The organism is Pseudomonas sp. LB3P58 (assembly GCF_054897895.1).
The window spans coordinates 3,516,916-3,533,375 of record NZ_JBUBVE010000001.1; the positions used below are offsets into that span (position 1 = coordinate 3,516,916).

At 60.8% G+C, this 16,460-nt stretch carries 15 protein-coding genes; 9 read left to right on the plus strand and 6 right to left on the minus strand.

The genetic code is table 11. The features are described 5' to 3' along the window. Positions 1-80: 80 nt before the first annotated feature. The gene (locus ACYZTZ_RS16295) at positions 81-869 is read right to left on the minus strand and encodes an SDR family oxidoreductase (RefSeq protein ID WP_461998977.1); all 789 of its coding nucleotides are present in this window, start codon (positions 867-869) and stop codon (positions 81-83) included. A gap of 370 nt (positions 870-1,239) precedes the next feature. Between ACYZTZ_RS16295 and ACYZTZ_RS16300 the strand changes: the two genes are divergently transcribed. The 3 genes from ACYZTZ_RS16300 (at position 1,240) to ACYZTZ_RS16310 (ending at position 3,898) form a co-directional block, all read left to right on the plus strand. After that, complete coding sequence (locus ACYZTZ_RS16300) at positions 1,240-2,406, plus strand: iron-containing alcohol dehydrogenase (RefSeq protein ID WP_461998978.1); 1,167 nt, start codon at positions 1,240-1,242, stop codon at positions 2,404-2,406. Between the two features lie 12 nt (positions 2,407-2,418). Then, a complete protein-coding gene (locus ACYZTZ_RS16305) occupies positions 2,419-2,733 on the plus strand; it encodes an NIPSNAP family protein (protein ID WP_046055817.1) in 315 nt (104 codons plus the stop codon). 181 nt (positions 2,734-2,914) lie between these two features. Next, positions 2,915-3,898, plus strand: coding sequence for a cyclase family protein (locus ACYZTZ_RS16310; RefSeq protein ID WP_461998979.1), 984 nt, complete (start codon positions 2,915-2,917; stop codon positions 3,896-3,898). Here the strand turns inward: ACYZTZ_RS16310 and ACYZTZ_RS16315 are convergent. The 5 genes from ACYZTZ_RS16315 to ACYZTZ_RS16335 form a co-directional block, all read right to left on the minus strand. Next, complete coding sequence (locus tag ACYZTZ_RS16315) at positions 3,891-4,820, minus strand: LysR family transcriptional regulator (RefSeq protein WP_461998980.1); 930 nt, start codon at positions 4,818-4,820, stop codon at positions 3,891-3,893. The two genes, ACYZTZ_RS16310 and ACYZTZ_RS16315, sit on opposite strands and share 8 nt — an antisense overlap. A gap of 109 nt (positions 4,821-4,929) precedes the next feature. Then, positions 4,930-5,868 (minus strand): cyclase family protein, encoded by a 939-nt coding sequence (locus ACYZTZ_RS16320; RefSeq protein WP_461974247.1) that lies wholly within the window; start codon positions 5,866-5,868, stop codon positions 4,930-4,932. A 205-nt stretch (positions 5,869-6,073) separates the two neighbouring features. Next, positions 6,074-6,442, minus strand: coding sequence for a DUF6124 family protein (locus tag ACYZTZ_RS16325; RefSeq protein ID WP_461998981.1), 369 nt, complete (start codon positions 6,440-6,442; stop codon positions 6,074-6,076). 673 nt (positions 6,443-7,115) lie between these two features. Further along, a complete protein-coding gene (locus tag ACYZTZ_RS16330) occupies positions 7,116-8,456 on the minus strand; it encodes a PQQ-dependent sugar dehydrogenase (protein ID WP_461998982.1) in 1,341 nt (446 codons plus the stop codon). Positions 8,457-8,641: 185 nt separating this feature from the next. Then, positions 8,642-9,565, minus strand: a complete 924-nt coding sequence (locus ACYZTZ_RS16335; RefSeq protein ID WP_056741875.1) for a LysR family transcriptional regulator — start codon at positions 9,563-9,565, stop codon at positions 8,642-8,644. A 175-nt stretch (positions 9,566-9,740) separates the two neighbouring features. Here ACYZTZ_RS16335 and ACYZTZ_RS16340 point away from each other — a divergent pair, with 175 nt between their 5' ends. The 6 genes from ACYZTZ_RS16340 to ACYZTZ_RS16365 all read left to right on the plus strand — a co-directional run bounded on the left by ACYZTZ_RS16340 (position 9,741) and on the right by ACYZTZ_RS16365 (position 16,453). Then, a complete protein-coding gene (locus ACYZTZ_RS16340) occupies positions 9,741-10,880 on the plus strand; it encodes an iron-containing alcohol dehydrogenase (RefSeq protein WP_461998983.1) in 1,140 nt (379 codons plus the stop codon). A gap of 72 nt (positions 10,881-10,952) precedes the next feature. Beyond that, complete coding sequence (locus ACYZTZ_RS16345; RefSeq protein ID WP_461998984.1) at positions 10,953-11,732, plus strand: enoyl-CoA hydratase-related protein; 780 nt, start codon at positions 10,953-10,955, stop codon at positions 11,730-11,732. A gap of 1 nt (position 11,733) precedes the next feature. Then, a complete protein-coding gene (locus ACYZTZ_RS16350) occupies positions 11,734-12,942 on the plus strand; it encodes a CaiB/BaiF CoA transferase family protein (protein WP_150656111.1) in 1,209 nt (402 codons plus the stop codon). 54 nt (positions 12,943-12,996) lie between these two features. Further along, positions 12,997-14,040 carry a TRAP transporter substrate-binding protein gene (locus ACYZTZ_RS16355; protein WP_056741879.1) on the plus strand — a complete coding sequence of 348 codons (1,044 nt, stop codon included), beginning with the start codon at positions 12,997-12,999 and terminating at the stop codon, positions 14,038-14,040. Positions 14,041-14,055: 15 nt separating this feature from the next. Beyond that, positions 14,056-15,954, plus strand: a complete 1,899-nt coding sequence (locus tag ACYZTZ_RS16360) for a TRAP transporter large permease (RefSeq protein ID WP_461998985.1) — start codon at positions 14,056-14,058, stop codon at positions 15,952-15,954. 40 nt (positions 15,955-15,994) lie between these two features. Then, positions 15,995-16,453, plus strand: a complete 459-nt coding sequence (locus ACYZTZ_RS16365; RefSeq protein WP_461998986.1) for a thioesterase family protein — start codon at positions 15,995-15,997, stop codon at positions 16,451-16,453. Positions 16,454-16,460 lie beyond the last annotated feature (7 nt).

Consider the following 16,460-nt stretch of genomic DNA (forward strand, 5'->3'; position numbering starts at 1 on the left):
CCCACTCTAATCACGCCCTCGATCGCTGAATAATGAGGGGATCTGATTGGGGGATCACCGAATGTCATCCCCCCAAAAGATCAGAACGTACCGGGGTAACTGCCGCCGTCCAGCAACAGGTTTTGCCCGGTGAGGAAACCGGCGTGGGCGCTGCAGATGAACGCGCAGTAGGCGCCGAACTCGTCGGGCTGGCCGAAACGCTGGGCCGGCACGTGCTTGCGCCGCTGCTCGCTGATGCTCTCGACCGTGGTGCTGTTGGCTTCGGCGGCGGCACTCAGGGTTTTGTGCAAGCGCTCGGTCTCGAATGGGCCTGGCAGCAGATTGTTGATCGTCACGTTGTGCCCGGCCAGACGCGACTGGCGCGCGAGCCCGGCGATGAAACCGGTCAACCCGCTGCGGGCGCCGTTGGACAGGCCCAGCACATCGATCGGCGCCTTCACCGCGCCAGACGTGATGTTGACGATGCGCCCGAAACCGCGCTCGGCCATGCCATCGACGCAGGCCTTGATCAGTTCGATGGGTGTGAGCATGTTGGCGTCCAGCGCTTTCAACCAGTCTTCGCGCTGCCAGTCACGGAAGTCACCCGGCGGCGGACCGCCAGCGTTATTGACCAGGATGTCCACCTGCGGACACGCCGCCAACACCTGCTCGCGCACCGCAGGTGTGCTGATATCCCCGGCCACTGTGCGCACTTCGATGCCCGGTGCCAGTTGGCGCAATTCGTCGGCGGCGGCCTGCAAGGTTTCGTTGCCACGGGCGTTGATCACCAGGTTGACGCCCTCCTTCGCCAAGGCTCGCGCACAGGCCAGACCCAAGCCCTTGCTGGCGGCGCAGACGATGGCCCAGCGACCCGAAATAGCCAAATCCATGATGGTGCTCCTGTTGGTTGTGAGTTGAGGGAGATTCTGGACTTTGCGCCAGGCTTTGGAACCAGCCCTCACCCTAGCCCTCTCCCGGGGGGAGAGGGAACTGACCGAGGTGTTTGCTCGGAATACGGCGACCTGAGATATCGAGTCGAACTCAGGCTTTGAAAGCGACACAGATCGGCTCCCTTTCCCCCTCTCCCCTGTGGGGAGAGGGTTGGGGTGAGGGGCTGGATCTCGAAGCCGACACATCCTCACCGACTTGCCCCCCACCGACAAGTGATGACAAACAGTGATCCCCAGATCAGACCTTTTCATTATCAGCCGCCTCCCACGCTTATTACTGTCTCCAGACCAATAAGAACCGGAGACACACATGAACCCGTTTCAGTTTTATTTCCCCACGACCCTGAAAAGCGGCACCGGCCTGGTGCGCCAGGCCGGTGCGCTGCTCAAGCCGCATGTTCGAAAAAAACTGCTGTTGGTCACCGACGAAGGGCTGATGGCGTCGGGTGTGTTGGAAAGCTTTTTCACCTCGCTGGCCGACAGTGACATTCACTACGAAGTGTTTTCCGGCGTCGAACCCAACCCCACCACCGACGTGCTGGAACGCGCCGTGGCATTCCTGAAAAACCACGACTGCGATTCGGTGATCGGCGTCGGGGGCGGCAGCAGCATCGACACCGCCAAGGGTGTGGCGGCCATGGCCACCAACCCCGGCAACATCCTCGACTACGAAGGCTACGACAAACTGCTGCACCCGCCTCTGCCGATCTTCGCCATTCCGACCACCTCCGGCACGGGCAGCGAATGCACCGCCTCCACGGTTTTCACCAACACCAAAACCCTGTTCAAGACCGTGATCATCAGCCCGGCGCTGTTTCCGAAACTGGCGATTCTCGACGCCGAACTGACGCTCAAACTGCCGCCGTCGATCACCGCTGCCACGGGCATGGACGCGTTGACCCACGCCATCGAATCCTACGTGTCGAAGCAGGCCAACCCGGTCAGCCAGGCCTTGGCACTGCAAGCGATCAAGATGATTTGCACCCACCTGCCCAAAGCATTTTTCAGCGGCTCCGACCTGCACGCCCGGGAACAGATGCTGCTGGGTTCGTTCCTCGCTGGCGTCGCGTTCGCTCAATCGAAACTGGGCAACGTGCACGCGATCTCCCACACCTTCGGCGGCGTGTTCAACATTCCCCATGGCATCGCCAACGCGACGCTGCTGCCCTACGTCATCGAATACAACCTGGCGGCGTGCCCGGAACTGTTTCGTGAAATCGCCATGGCCATGGGCGAGAACGTCGATGGCCTGAGCGTTGCCAGCGCCGGGCACAAAGTGGTGGAGCACGTGGTGGCGCTGAACAAGGCCATCGGCATTCCCGACAACATCAAGGACCTGGGCGTGGACCTGGACTACATGCCGCAAATGGTCAGCGACTCGATGCGCAGCGGCAACGTGCTGGTCAACCCACGCCTGACCACCGCCGCCGACATCGAACGAATCATCAGCAACGCCTGGCACGGCACTCATTCCTAAGAGACGACTCCCATGTTTTACGAAATGCGCACCTACACGATTCAAATCGGAAAAATGCAGACCTACCTCAAGCACTTCGAAGAAACCGGCCTGCCGGTGATCTCCCGCTACACCACGCTGGTGGGCTGGTGGTACACCGAAATCGGCGAGCTGAATCAGGTCATCCACATCTGGGCCTACGAGAGCCTTGATGACCGGATCAAGAAACGGGCGGCGCTGTATCAGGATCCGGACTGGCTTGAAGGCTTCGTGCCGAAGGCGTTCCCGATGCTGGAAAAGATGGAATCGAAACTGCTGATCGCCGCGGATTTCTCCCCGATCAAATAATCCCAACACAGCTCCGATGGGCAGCGCAGTCCATGTGGGAGCGAGCTTGCTCGCGATTGCGGTTGATCATTCAACATCAATGTCGACTGTCTCGCCGCTATCGCGAGCAAGCTCGCTCCCACAGGGATTGTGGAGGTCTGCAAGGTCACCATCGGCATCCGTTCAACCCAAGGACAACCTCATGTGCGACCACAATCCCAATAACACCGCCGCCGACCGTTCTCCCGACATCAAAGCCTTGCTCGAAGGCCTACCCACCAACTGGGGAAAATGGGGCCCGGACGATGAAGTCGGCGCTCTGAATTACCTGCAAAGCGCGGAAATCCTCCGGGGTATCGCCTCGGTCCGCCAAGGCAAGACCTTCACCCTGCAAGTGCAGATCGGCCACCCCAAAGGCGAACCGCTGTGGCCCGGCCGACGTCCATCGATGCGGGTCAACGTGCTGGACAAGGGCCATTTCCTGGCCGGCAAGACCCACTTCGACGGCCATGTGGAATACGCCGACGACGTGATCTTCATGCACCTGCAAGGCTCGACCCAATACGACGCGTTGGGCCACGTCTGGCACGACAACAAACTGTGGAATGGCTACGACGCCATGAGCACCATCGGCAGCATGGACAAGGCCAGCATCCTGCCGATTGCCGAACGCGGGATTGTCGGGCGCGCCGTGTTGATCGACATGGCTCGCCATCGCGGCAAAGCGGTGCTGGACAAGGGCGAGACGTTCAATCACCTGGACCTGCTGGCCGCGGCGACAGCCCAGGGCATCGAGATCCAGAAGCGCGACATCCTGATCATCCGCACCGGCTGGATCGGCTCGTTCTATGAGCGCGAGCCGGAAGAGTTCTACAAGGATTTCGCCGAGCCAGGCCTGACCTTCAGCCGCGAGCTGGTGGAATGGTTTCACCAGATGGAAATCCCCAACCTGGTGACCGACACCATGGCCAACGAAGTGGCGGTCGACCCCACCTCGGGCGTACTGATCCCGCTGCATAATGCCTTGATGCGCAACCTCGGCGTGACCTTCACCGAAGTGGCGATGCTCGACGACCTGGCCAGTGATTGCGCCGAAGACGGCCAGTGGCAGTTCCTCTACACCGCCGCGCCGTTGAAGGTCGTTGGCGGCACGGGTGCACCGGTGAATCCGATCGTGATCAAGTAATCAGGCCCTGCTGCAGTTCGTTGATCAGCAGGGTCGCCGCCGGGGACAAGTCGGCGCCGGCCCGGCTGATCACGCCATAAGGCTCGATCAACGCACGCATCGACACCGGCAACTTCACCAGCAAGTCGAATTGCTCGCAGAACCTGGCCACTTCGACCGGGATCACCGCCAACAAGGTCGGATCTTGTTGCACCAACAAAATGGTGGCGAAAATCGACGAGGTTTCCAGCGGATAACGCGGAGTCCCCAGCCCTGCCTCATTCAGCTCACGTTCCAGGGTCTGACGCATCGGCATGTCTTTGGGATAGACCACCCAGCGGTAGTCGCTCAACTGCGACAGCTGCAAAGACGCGGCACTGGCCAGTGGATGGTCCTTGCTGGCGACCACCGCCAAGGGTTCTTCACTCAGTTCGATGCAGTCATAAGCGTCCGAGCGCTGGCCGACGCTGGTGCGACAAATCGCCAGATCCAGCCGTCCCTGATCCAGCAACCCAAGCAACGCGGCGCTGGTGTTTTCCACCAGTTCCACCGACAGCTCCGGCTGCTTGAGGCGCAACTCGGTCAGGGCCCGGGTCAGCAACGGCACCGCCCCCATGATCACCCCCACCGAGAGCCGCCCGCCCTGGCCTTGCATGATGCTGAGCATTTCTTCGCGAAGATGCTCGACATCGCTGTAGATCAGCCGTGCATAACGAATCATGCAACGACCCACTTCGTTGGCCACCAGACCTTTGGGCTGGCGTTCGAACAGCGGCATGCCGAGCAACGACTCGACTTCATGCAGCGCTTTGGTGGCGCCGGACTGCGAAATTGAAATCTTCTCGGCGGCCTTGTGCAAGGAACCGCGATCATCCAGCGCGATCAGCAACCGCAGTTGTTTGAGGCGCAAGCGTGCAGCGATGCTGCAAAGGGATGGCACCATGTCCGTGTGTTCTCGATTCAAGAAGCGTTGTTTTTCGTAGGAGCATGGCTTGCCCGCGATGGCGATCTCAGGAACGCCATCGCGGGCAAGCCATGCTCCTACAGACCTGTTAGCGAATGGCGACCGGGTTGATGTTGACCTGGGTCGAACCCTTGTACAGCGGCTGCCCCAGCACGAACATGAACTCCCAGGCCTTGTCTTTCACCAGCGCTCGGCTGTCGATCAACTCAAGGTTGTAGATGCCGTTCTTGGCCAGCATGAATTGGTTGACCGGGAACTCCTGGCCATCTTTCGCCGGGTAGATTTCCGAAGCCCAGGTGTCACCACCGAACGCGACGATCTGTTTGTCCACCAGCCATTTGGCTGCAGCCATGCCGATGCCCGGTTCCACGGCGAGAAATTTCTCGTTGTCCTTGCCCAGCAGCTCCAACCAACCGGTGTTGAACAGCACCACATCGCCCTTCTGAATGCTGATGCCTTGCAGGTCCAGCGCCTTCTGAATGTCGGCAACGCTGAACTCGGTTTTCTCCGGCACGATGGCACTGCCGTACACCGCTGTCATGTCCAGCACTACGCCTCGGGTGACGATTGGCGGGACCTTTTCGATGCCGAGCTTTTTCACCCCTTCGACGGTCACGAAATCGGCGGCGCGATTGCCGTTGTAATAGACGTTGTCGATGCCGATGTGGCCGATGCCGTTGAGCTGGGTGCCGACGCCGGTCCAGCCCACCACCAGTTCATCGTTGAAGGTGAATTTATTCGGCCCCATCGTGGTGCCGCCGGCTTCGCCTGGCTGGATGTTGGTCAGGTGAAAGCTGCGATGACGGAACGCCGGCAACGTTTTGTCGATGGGCACGGCCAAGGGGTAGGTTTTGCCGGTCTTGATCAGTTTCGAGGCGTTGATCACCGACTCGGCGTTGAGCAGATTCAGCGCGCCGATTTCATCGTTGGCGCCGTATTTTGACGGATACCATTTCTCGGCATCCGCGGCGTGGGCGGCATTGAGGGTGAACAATAGGGCAAACGGCAGTACCAATCGATTCAGCATAAGGGGGTCCTTGTGAGGTTGCAGTGGACCCAAGGTACCCAGCCCGTCTGTGGGGAAACAGACAGGAATGGGCAATACATTTGTTCTGGATTGTCACGAGTGAGGCGAGTGCTGTAGGAGCAAGGCTTGCCCGCGATGAACGATGACGCGGCGTGTCAGGCCTGACGCCATCGCGAACCAGCTTTGCTCCTACAGTGCCTGGCTACTACCCAGGCTTGTGGTTATCCAAAACCCGATTGACCGCTAACTCACCCAACATGATCACCCGTTGCAGCACCAGCACCGTTTGCCGTCGCGGGCCGTCCGTTACGTCGGCGAGATCGTTGACCATGGCGCTGGCTGATGCCAACGATTCACAGGCCTCGACGAGCAACGTTTCGTCATCTACCGCTGCGTCGATGGTGAAAATGGTGCTGGGTTTGCGGGGCGGTATCTGCGTTTTCGACGCCCCGGGGTCGAGGTAGAAGCTGAGTGCGCGGTCGGCCGCCTCTTTCATTTTCCTGGGGTCAAGATCAAGAAAGGCGTCGTAGGGTAACGGACCAGTATTAGGGGGGTTGGGCGTAACTTTGAACATAGATGAAGCTCCAACTTGCAATATTGAGGAGCCATCACCCTCGCTACCAAACGAAGGGTGGCGGCCATACGTGGGTTGGTAGACCGGTCGAAGTTGGGAAAACCCGGCGCTCACAATGGAGCCCCACGCATGACCACCATAAAAGCAGAGTCCCGAAAAGAGACTGCATAAGGTGTTGCCATGCGACTTCGTAGCGGGCTACCAAACCCGATCACTGTTTTGCAGTGACCGGGAAACGATATAGCCTGCCCCACAGCCGCACAAGCCGGCGGATTCTGGCGTACGCGTAGGTAACGACGCAAGCTGTTGTAGCCGCTTATGACGTAACACCGAGTGTCTTTAAACAGTCGTCGTTAAACATGTTTATGCGGTGTGCCGGCTGACGCTATCGCGAGCAGGCTCGCTCCCACAGGGGTTCTGTGTCGGCCACAAATCTTGTGAACGGCACCAAACAAAATGTGGGAGCGGGCTTGCTCGCGAAAGCGGTGTGTCAGGCGACAGTGTTTTTGACTGTGCCACCGCCTTCGCGAGCAAGCCCGCTCCCACAGGGCCCGGTGTCGACCACAAATTTCGCGAACAACATAAAACCAATGTGGGAGCGAGCTTGCTCCGGGCGGCGTTCCGACGATGACGGTAGCTCATCCAGCATCCATCTAACTGGCCTACCCCATCTCTAGGGTTTGGCCATCGCGATACGCCAAACCTTGTTCCCGACATCATCGGCCACCAACAACGCTCCGCTCTGGTCAAGCGTGACGCCCACCGGACGCCCTTGCGCTTCGCCGTCGGTGTTGAGGAAGTCAGTCAGGAAGTCCACCGGCAGCCCCGAAGGTTTGCCGTCGCTGAAGGGAATGAACACCACTTTGTAACCGGCCTGGGGGTTACGGTTCCAAGAGCCGTGCTCACCGACGAACACGCCATTGGCGAAATTAGCGGGCATGCCTCGGGCATCAGAGAACGTCAGGCCTAACGGTGCAACGTGGGTACCGAGCGCGTAGTCCGGCGCGATGGCCTTGGCCACCTTGTCCGGACGCGGCGGCTCGACACGGGTGTCGACATGATCGCCGTAGTAGCTCCACGGCCAGCCGTAGAACGCACCGTCCTGCACCGACGTCAGGTAATCCGGCACAAGGTCGCTGCCGATTTCGTCGCGCTCGTTGACCACGGTCCACAACTGCGTCGAACCCGGCTTCCAGGCCAAGCCGTTGGGGTTACGCAGGCCGCTGGCGAACAAGCGCTTGTCGCCGCTTGTGACGTCAACTTCCCAAATCGCCGCGCGCCCTTCTTCCGCATCGAGGCCGTTCTCGCCGACATTGCTGTTGGAACCTACCGTGACGTAAAGCTTGGTCCCCTCAGCGTTGGCGATGACATTCTTGGTCCAGTGGTGATTGATGCCTGCGGGCAGGTCGGTCACTTTCACCGGCGTCGCATTCACCTCGGTCTGACCCGCGTTGTACGGCACCTTGACCAGTGCATCAGCATTGGCAATAAACAATTCATTGCCCACCAACGCCATGCCAAACGGCGAAGCGAGGCCCGTCATGAATACCTTCCGGACTTCCGCGTGGCCATCACCGTCGGCATCGCGCAACAAGGTAATGCGATTGGCGCTGGGTGCATCAGCGCCGATACGGCCCATCACAAAACCCATGACGGTGCGTTTTGCCCAGGCGATCGGCCCGGTGCCACCGTCAGTCGCGCCTTCCGGCATCGGCGGGTGGTTGCTCTCGGCAACCAGGACATCGCCATTGGGCAGCGTATACACCCAGCGCGGGTGATCGAGGTTTTCGGCCAGCGCGGTCACTTTGAAACCGGCGGGTGCCTTGGGCATGTCACTACCCGCCCAGCCGATCGCTTTGGACACTTTTAACGTAGGGATCAACGAGGTGGTGGGTTCAGGCAATTGCGGGGACGGACCGACGCTGGCCTGAGACGGCAATTTGGAAGACTCACCACACGCAGAGAGCAGCGCGGCAGTGGTCATCAAGAGCGCAAGTCGGTTGGACACATTCATTGTTCTAACCTCGCAACGGCCATCCGTGGGCCAATTATTGGGCAGGCAAAATCCCGGCGAAGTATCGCGGCGCGGGTCCGCTTCAAACACCGCGCCTGCCGCAAATCAAATTTGCCTAAAACGCACGAATGCGCGCCTCCAAAGCCGGGCACTATCGCAAGCGCCTGTTTCAACCGGTCCCGAGCTCAAACGGGGTTCAACAACGCCTCTCGTAACAGCCTGGCCGCCGGCGAGTCCGGCACGCCTTTGCGCGACACCAGCTCATAAGGTTCGCTGCGCGAGGTAATGGGCAGCGGCAGCGTGGTGGTGAAACCGTAGCCGGAGCAGAACTTCGCCACGTCGGTCGACACCAACGCGACGAGGGTCGGGTTTTCCTGAAGTAACGACAGGGTGGCAAACGCCGACGTGGTTTCCAGCAGGTGCACCGGGAAACGCAGGTCAGCCTCGTGAAACTCGCGCTCCAGCAGCAAACGCATCGGCATGTTGGCGCGATAGACGACCCAGCGGTAATCCACGAGGTCCTTCAGCGACAGCTGCCGGGCATAGGCGAACGGATGCTGAGTGCTGGCGATCACCGCCAGGGTTTCTTCGACGAAGGTCGAGCTCTCATACAAGTAGGGCGTGGTGCTGATGGTCGTACGGCAGATCGCAAGGTCGAGACGCCCGGCGTCAAGCTGGCTGAGCAGTGCGGCGCTGGTGTCTTCGACGATCTCGATGGACAGCTTCGGGTGGTCGGCAATCACCCGGCTGATCGCGGTGGTCAGTAGCGGGACGGCGCCCATGATGGTGCCGACGGACACACGTCCGCCCTCTCCGCTCATGATGCCGATGATCTCTTCGCGCAGATGGGCAAGGTCGGTCTGGATCAAGCGTGCGTAACGAATAACCGAGCGTCCGGCATCGTTCGGCTCAAGCCCGCGGTTAGTGCGGGTGAACAGCGAGGTGCCGAAGGTGGTTTCAATTTCTTGCAGGGCTTTACTGGCGCCGGGCTGGGTCAGCGCGACCTGTTTGGCCGCGCCCAGCAAGGAGCCGTGTTCATCAAGGGCTATCAACAAGCGCAGCTGCTTGATGTGCAGGCGGGACATGATCGAATTGAGTGAGGGCGTCATCAGGGTTAACTAAAAGTAATAGAGGTATCGAAAGTTGTCAGTATCGAGGCTCGCCACGACGGCCCTATAGTCCGCTCCACAACCAGGCAATGCAATGGGTTTGACCAGAGAGCGAAAGCCCTCCTGCCGCAGACCGATTGCAACAATAACAATCCTGTATAACTTGTGGTGAATCATGTCCCTCATCAATTACGTCACCAAGATCCAGTTCGGCTACGACAGCCTGCAGCATCTCGCAGCCGAAGCCGAGCGCGCGGGCATCACCCGGCCGCTGATTGTCACCGACATCGGCGTGCGCAATGCCGGCATCGTCGACAAAGTCATCGCGGCCCTCGGCGCCAGCCTTCCCCCTTCGATTTTCGACGCCACCCCGTCCAACCCCAACGAACACGCCGTACGTGAAGCCGTCGCGCAATACCACCTCGACGAGTGCAACGGCATCATCGCGGTCGGCGGTGGTTCTTCCATCGATCTGGCCAAAGGCGTCGCTGTCTGCGCCACGCACGACGGTCCTCTGCACAGCTTTGCGGTGATCGAAGGCGGACTGGATCGCATCACGTCTGCCACCGCACCGCTGATCGCCATTCCCACCACGGCGGGCACCGGCAGCGAGGTTGGCCGAGGCGCCATCCTGATCCTCGACGATGGTCGAAAGGTGGGCGTAATCTCACCTTATGTCGTGCCTCGCGTGGCCATCTGCGACCCGGAACTGACCCTGGGCCTGCCACCGATGCTGACCGCCGCCACCGGCATGGACGCGATCGCTCATTGCATCGAGACGTTCATGGCGCCGGCCTTCAACCCCGCGGCAGATGGCATCGCCCTTGATGGCCTGTGGCGTGCCTGGGAACACATCGAGCGTGCTACCGCCGAACCCGGTGATCGCGAAGCCCGGATGAACATGATGAGCGCGTCGATGCAAGGCGCACTCGCTTTTCAGAAGGGATTGGGCTGCGTGCACAGCCTGTCCCACGCCTTGGGCGGCATCAATCCGAAGCTGCACCACGGCACCTTGAACGCCATCTTTCTGCCAGCGGTCGTGGACTTCAACGCCAACGCCCCGACCGTTCGCGACGAACGCAAGCTCGAACGCCTGCGGCACGCCATGGGCCTTGAGGCAGGCGCCAATATCGGCACGGCCATCGAAGACATGACCCGGCGCCTGGGCCTGCCGACCCGCCTGAGCGAAATCGGCGTCGACGAAAGCCTGTTTGCCGGCATCGTCGAAGGCGCATTGCACGATCACAGCCACAAGACCAACCCCCGCGAAGCTTCGTCCGCGGACTACCTGTCGATGCTTGAGCAGTCGTTGTAACCGTCGCTATCCAACAATAAAAAATGAGGAGGCAGCCGCGTCGTCGGTTGAACCGACGCCAGCGCAACAATCATGAAGCCCACCGTCCTTATCGACCGACAAGACACCCTTGCCACCGTCACCCTCAGCCACCCGGGAAAAATGAACGCCCTGACCCTGTCCATGTGGCAGGACCTGGGTGATGTCATGACCGAGTTGTCCGCCGACACCAGCGTGCGCTGCGTCGTGTTGCGCGGTGCTGGCGAACAAGCCTTCGCCGCCGGCGCCGATGTCAGCGAGTTTCCGACCGTGCGCGCCAACCTGGCACAAGCCCGTGAGTATGCCGAAGTCACCTCGGCGGCCATGCGCGCTGTCGCCGACTGCCCACACCCGGTGATCGCGATGATCCATGGCGTGTGTGTCGGCGGCGGCCTGGAAATCGCTGCGCTGTGCGACCTGCGTATCTGCGGCACCTCCAGTCGTTTCGGTGCGCCGGTCGGCAAGCTGGGGCTGGTCATGTCGTATGACGAAATGGCCGGTCTGGTAGCGCTGGCCGGACGCTCGACCACCCTGGAGATTCTTCTCGAAGGCCGCATTCTCGACGCCAATGACGCCTACGTAAAAAACCTCGTGACCCGCGTCGTACCCGATGCCGAGGTCGAGTCCGAAACCCTCGCCACCGCCAAGCGCATCGCCAATGGAGCGCCCCTCGTCGCCCGCTGGCATCGCCAGGCCGCACGCCAGCTTGAGGCCGGCGTTGCACCCACCGTCGAGCAGATTGACGCGAGTTACTTCTGCTACGACACCGAAGATTTTCAGATCGGTCTGAACGCTTTCATCGAGAAAGCCAAACCACAATTCAAGGGGAAATAACATGGGACCGCTGACAGGAATGCGCGTGGTAGAACTGGCTCACATCATGTCCGGCCCGGTGTGCGGAATGATGCTGGCCGACATGGGCGCGGACGTGGTGAAGGTCGAGAAAGTCCCGGGTGGTGATGATTCGCGCCGCTTCTCGCCAATCATGGCCAGCGGTGAATCGGCTTCGTTCATGGTGGTGAACCGCAACAAACGCGGCATTGGCCTGAACCTGAAAACCGAGGGCGGGCGCGACGTGTTGCGCCGCCTCTTGATGGACGCCGATGTGGTGACGGAAAACTTCCGTGCCGGCACCATGGAGAAATTCGGCCTGGGCTATGAAACGCTGAAAACCCTCAATCCAGGGCTGATCTACTGCGCGATCTCCGGCTACGGCCGTAGTGGGCCGTTCGGTGAGAAAGGCGGCTTCGACCTGATCGCCCAGGGCATGAGCGGCATGATGAGCATGACCGGTGAAGCCGGGCGTGAACCGGTCAAGGCCGGCTCGCCAGTGGCCGACATCAACTCCGGCATTCTCGCCGCCCTCGGCATCTGCGCCGCCTACGCTGCCAAACAGAAAACCGGTCTCGGACAGATGGTCGACACCTCGTTGTTCGAAGCCGGTCTGCAACAGATGTACTGGCCGGCGGCGGCGTATTTCGCCGACGGCACCATCCTGCCGAAGATGGGTTCGGCCAACTCCACCAGCGCGCCGTATCAGGTGTTCCGCACCGCAGACGGCTGGATCAACATTGGTGCCGCCAACCAGGCCAACTACGAACGGCTGGTCGAGGCGCTCGCCGTGCCACAACTCGAAGCCGACCCACGATTCGCCAGCAACGCGTTGCGCATGGAGCACCGCCTGGCCCTGGTGGAAATCCTCAACGAAGTCCTGGTCGCGCGCACCACCGATGAATGGATGGTGCTGTTCGACAGCCTCGGCCTGCCTGCCGGGCCGGTCCTCGATATCGCGGCGGCGCTGGCTCATCCACAAACCGAAGCACGCGGCATGGTCGTCGAGACCCAGCACCCGACCGAAGGCCGGGTGCGCGGCATGGGCCTGCCGATTCACTTCTCCGACATGGACAACGCAGCGCCGCCGACCAGTCGGCATGCCCCGCTGCTCGGTGAACACACCCGCGAAGTGCTGAAAGAAAGCGGCTACGCGGAAGATGAAATCGACGAACTGATTCGAACCCAGGCCGTGGTCGCACTCGCGTCCTGACCTGTTTCCAAAGCCTGAATCCATTATTAAAACAAAAACAACAAGGTGAACATCATGAGCCGTATCTTGACCGAGGCCGTCAGCCGCCGATCATTCCTGGTATCTGCCGGCGTCACCGTTGGCGGCGCATTCGCCGCCAACCTGCTGCCCTCCAGCGTCTTCGCCGCGACCAAACCCATTGTGTTGCGCTACACCAGCAGCCTGCCCGACACCCATCCGCTGAACATACAAATGAAGGCGGCTTCGCTAGCCATCAAGGCCGAAACCAACGGCGCCGTGGACCTGCAGGTGTACGCCAACGGCGCCATGGGCGGCGACACCGACATGCTGTCCCAAGTACGTGCTGGGGCAATCGACTTCATTCCATTGCCCGGCGCGATTCTCTCCACGCTGGTGCCGGCCATGTCGATCGAAAGCATGCCGTTCGCATTCAAGGACTACGACAGTGTCTGGGCCGCGCTGGACGGCAAGCTGGGCGAATACGTACGCGCCAAGACCGAGAAGGTCGGCCTGATCCCGATGGAGAAAGTCTGGAACAACGGCTTCCGCCAGATCACCAGTTCGACGCGACCGATCTACACGCCACAAGACCTGGCCGGTTTCAAACTGCGTGTGCTGGTCAGCCCGCTGTGGACCTCCATGTTCAGCGCTCTGGGCGCCTCCCCTACCGGCATCAGCATCAACGAGACCTACTCGGCGTTGCAGACCAAAGTCGTCGACGGCCAGGAAAACCCACTGGTGGTGGTCGAAGCCGCACGCTTCTATGAAGTGCAGAAATACTGCTCCATGACCGATCACATCTGGGGCGGTTTCTGGATCGTTGCCTCGGGCAAGACCTTTCCAAAACTGCCCGCAGATGTGCAGGAAATCGTCTCCCGGCAGATCAACGCCGCCGCGCTGATTCAGCGTCAACAGGTGATCGATCTCAACTCCAGCCTGGAGCCGTCCCTGACCGCCCATGGCATCACCTTCAACAAAGTCGACCGTTCATTGTTCAGGACTGACTTGCAGTCCAAAGGCTTCTACACCCAATGGAAAGAAAAGTACGGCGATGAAGCCTGGAGCTTGCTGGAGCAGTACGCGGGTCAACTGTCCTAAGCCGGAGACAAGGTCATGAAAAGCGAAATACCAATGACGGATGTTTCTCCCGCTGAAGGACTCAGCACCCGCCCCACCACGTTTCGTCTCGGTCGCGCTTTGGACACCGGGCTGCGCTGGCTGACCGAGGGCAGCGCAGCGTTGCTGGTGGTTATCGAAGTCACGCTGCTGTTTTGCAATGTGTTCTCGCGCTACGTGCTCAATCAACCCATCGTCTGGGGCGACGAATTGGCCTCGCTGCTGTTTCTCTGGCTGGCGATGCTCGGCTCAGTGGTGGCGATGCGTCGAGGCGAGCACATGCGGCTGACCTCGTTCATCGGACGGCTGCCGCTGGAAAAACGCGCCTTTGTCGACACCTTGGGCGCCGTGATCGTCATCACGTTCATCGGGTTGCTGTTCACGCCGGCCTGGGAGTACGTCAGCGACGAGTGGATCATCACCACCGCCGCCCTTGAAATCCCCAACGCCTTTCGCGTGTCCGCCATCGCGGTCGGCCTGAGCCTGATGCTGATGACCTGTGTCGCGCGCCTGCTGACCAGCGCCCGGTTGATCGACTTCTCCGTGTCGGTGGCGATGCTGGCCTCCCTGGCCGCATTGTTGTGGGTGGCTGAAGGCTCCCTGCTGCTGATGGGCAACTGGAACCTGGTCGTCTTCTTCATGATTGGCGTGATGGCCATGATCGTCATCGGTGTGCCGATCATGGTCGCATTCGGCCTGGCGACGGTGGCTTACCTGTCGACCATGACCAGCACGCCCTTGACCCTGGTGGTGGGTAGGATGGACGAAGGCATGGCGAGCCTGATCTTGCTGGCCATCCCGTTGTTTGTGTTTTTGGGAGCGTTGATCGAAGCCATGGGCATGGCCCGAGCGATGATCCGCTTCCTCTGCTCGTTGATCGGCCATGTACGTGGCGGCCTGTCTTACGTGCTGATCGGGGCCATCTACCTGATCTCCGGCATTTCCGGTTCCAAGGCTGCCGACATGGCCGCCATCGCGCCGGCGCTGTTTCCGGAAATGAAGAAACGCGGTGAGGATGAAAACGAACTGGTGGCGATGCTCAATGCCTCCGGGGCGATGTCGGAAACCATTCCGCCGAGCCTGGTACTGATCACCATCGGCTCGGTGACCGGCGTGTCGATTTCCGCCCTGTTCACCGGTGGTTTCATGCCGGCAGTGGTGGGTGCCATCGCCATGGCGGCAGTGATCTGGTGGAAAAACCGCAAAGGCGAGGCCTCTACCGGCAAACGTGCCTCAGGCAAGGAAATCGGTCACTCGCTGCTAGTCGCATTACCGGCACTGGCCCTGCCCTTCGTGATCCGCACCGCGGTGGTTGAAGGGGTCGCGACCGCCACCGAAGTCGCCGCCATCGGCGTGGCCTACACCTTCGTCGTCGGGTTGCTGTGCTACCGCTGCTTTGACTGGCGCCGCCTGTATCCGATTCTGGTCAGCACCGCGTCGCTGTCCGGCGCGATCCTGATCATCATCGGCAGCGCCACCGCCATGGCCTGGGCATTGACCCAGTCGGGCTTCTCGCACCAGTTGGCGCAGGTGATGTCGACGGTGCCGGGTGGCGCGATGGGCTTCCTGATCATCTCCGCCGTGGCGTTCATCCTTCTGGGCAGTTTTCTGGAGGGCATTCCGGCCATCGTGCTGTTCGGGCCGCTGCTGTTTCCGATTGCCAAGGCCATGGGCATCAACGACGTGCATTACGCCATGGTCGCGATCTTCTCCATGGGCCTGGGTTTGTTCGCCCCACCGTTTGGCGTGGGTTTCTATGCCGCTTGCGCCATCGCCAAGGTCGACCCCAGCGGCGCCATGCGCCGGGTCTGGCCGTATCTCGGCGCACTCGTTGTAGCCCTGGGCGTGCTGATCGCCGTGCCATGGATTTCCATCGGTTTCCTGCCCAACGCCTGAATCACTTTTTGACTGTCAGCACGCAAATACGAGGTTTCTCATGAATTTTTCCACACTCGAAGCCGGCACCGCCACCGAACGCCAACTGATCGTCGACAAGGAGCGCACCATCTCGTTTCTCGGCGAAGACTTGCGCATCTACGCCACGCCACGGTTGGTCGACGATATCGAACAGACCTGCCTTGATTACCTGCTCACCTTCCTCGATGAAGGCGAAAACACCGTCGGTGCGGCAGTCGATATCCGCCACGTCGGCGCCACGTTGCTGGGCATGTCGGTCAGCATCGTCGCCACGGTTACCCGGATCGAAGGTCGCAGCGTCACCTTCAACGTCGAAGTGCGCGATGACGTCGAGCTGGTGGCCACGGCGGCGCATACCCGGGTGGTGGTGAACGTCGCCAAACTGCGCAGCCGCGTTCAGGCCAAGGCCGAGGCCGCCGCCGCAGGGGAAGTCGAAGACAGCGTGCTCAACCCTTCCCAATTCGCCGCGTCGCGCTGAGCAAGGG

What these genes read in the sequence shown, in the direction of transcription:
- ACYZTZ_RS16295 (WP_461998977.1), bottom strand. Translation starts at nt 869, where the DNA reads ATGGATTTGGCTATTTCGGGTCGCTGGGCCATCGTCTGCGCCGCCAGC.
- ACYZTZ_RS16300 (WP_461998978.1), top strand. Translation starts at nt 1,240, where the DNA reads ATGAACCCGTTTCAGTTTTATTTCCCCACGACCCTGAAAAGCGGCACC.
- ACYZTZ_RS16305 (WP_046055817.1), top strand. Translation starts at nt 2,419, where the DNA reads ATGTTTTACGAAATGCGCACCTACACGATTCAAATCGGAAAAATGCAG.
- ACYZTZ_RS16310 (WP_461998979.1), top strand. Translation starts at nt 2,915, where the DNA reads ATGTGCGACCACAATCCCAATAACACCGCCGCCGACCGTTCTCCCGAC.
- ACYZTZ_RS16315 (WP_461998980.1), bottom strand. Translation starts at nt 4,820, where the DNA reads ATGGTGCCATCCCTTTGCAGCATCGCTGCACGCTTGCGCCTCAAACAA.
- ACYZTZ_RS16320 (WP_461974247.1), bottom strand. Translation starts at nt 5,868, where the DNA reads ATGCTGAATCGATTGGTACTGCCGTTTGCCCTATTGTTCACCCTCAAT.
- ACYZTZ_RS16325 (WP_461998981.1), bottom strand. Translation starts at nt 6,442, where the DNA reads ATGTTCAAAGTTACGCCCAACCCCCCTAATACTGGTCCGTTACCCTAC.
- ACYZTZ_RS16330 (WP_461998982.1), bottom strand. Translation starts at nt 8,456, where the DNA reads ATGAATGTGTCCAACCGACTTGCGCTCTTGATGACCACTGCCGCGCTG.
- ACYZTZ_RS16335 (WP_056741875.1), bottom strand. Translation starts at nt 9,565, where the DNA reads ATGACGCCCTCACTCAATTCGATCATGTCCCGCCTGCACATCAAGCAG.
- ACYZTZ_RS16340 (WP_461998983.1), top strand. Translation starts at nt 9,741, where the DNA reads ATGTCCCTCATCAATTACGTCACCAAGATCCAGTTCGGCTACGACAGC.
- ACYZTZ_RS16345 (WP_461998984.1), top strand. Translation starts at nt 10,953, where the DNA reads ATGAAGCCCACCGTCCTTATCGACCGACAAGACACCCTTGCCACCGTC.
- ACYZTZ_RS16350 (WP_150656111.1), top strand. Translation starts at nt 11,734, where the DNA reads ATGGGACCGCTGACAGGAATGCGCGTGGTAGAACTGGCTCACATCATG.
- ACYZTZ_RS16355 (WP_056741879.1), top strand. Translation starts at nt 12,997, where the DNA reads ATGAGCCGTATCTTGACCGAGGCCGTCAGCCGCCGATCATTCCTGGTA.
- ACYZTZ_RS16360 (WP_461998985.1), top strand. Translation starts at nt 14,056, where the DNA reads ATGAAAAGCGAAATACCAATGACGGATGTTTCTCCCGCTGAAGGACTC.
- ACYZTZ_RS16365 (WP_461998986.1), top strand. Translation starts at nt 15,995, where the DNA reads ATGAATTTTTCCACACTCGAAGCCGGCACCGCCACCGAACGCCAACTG.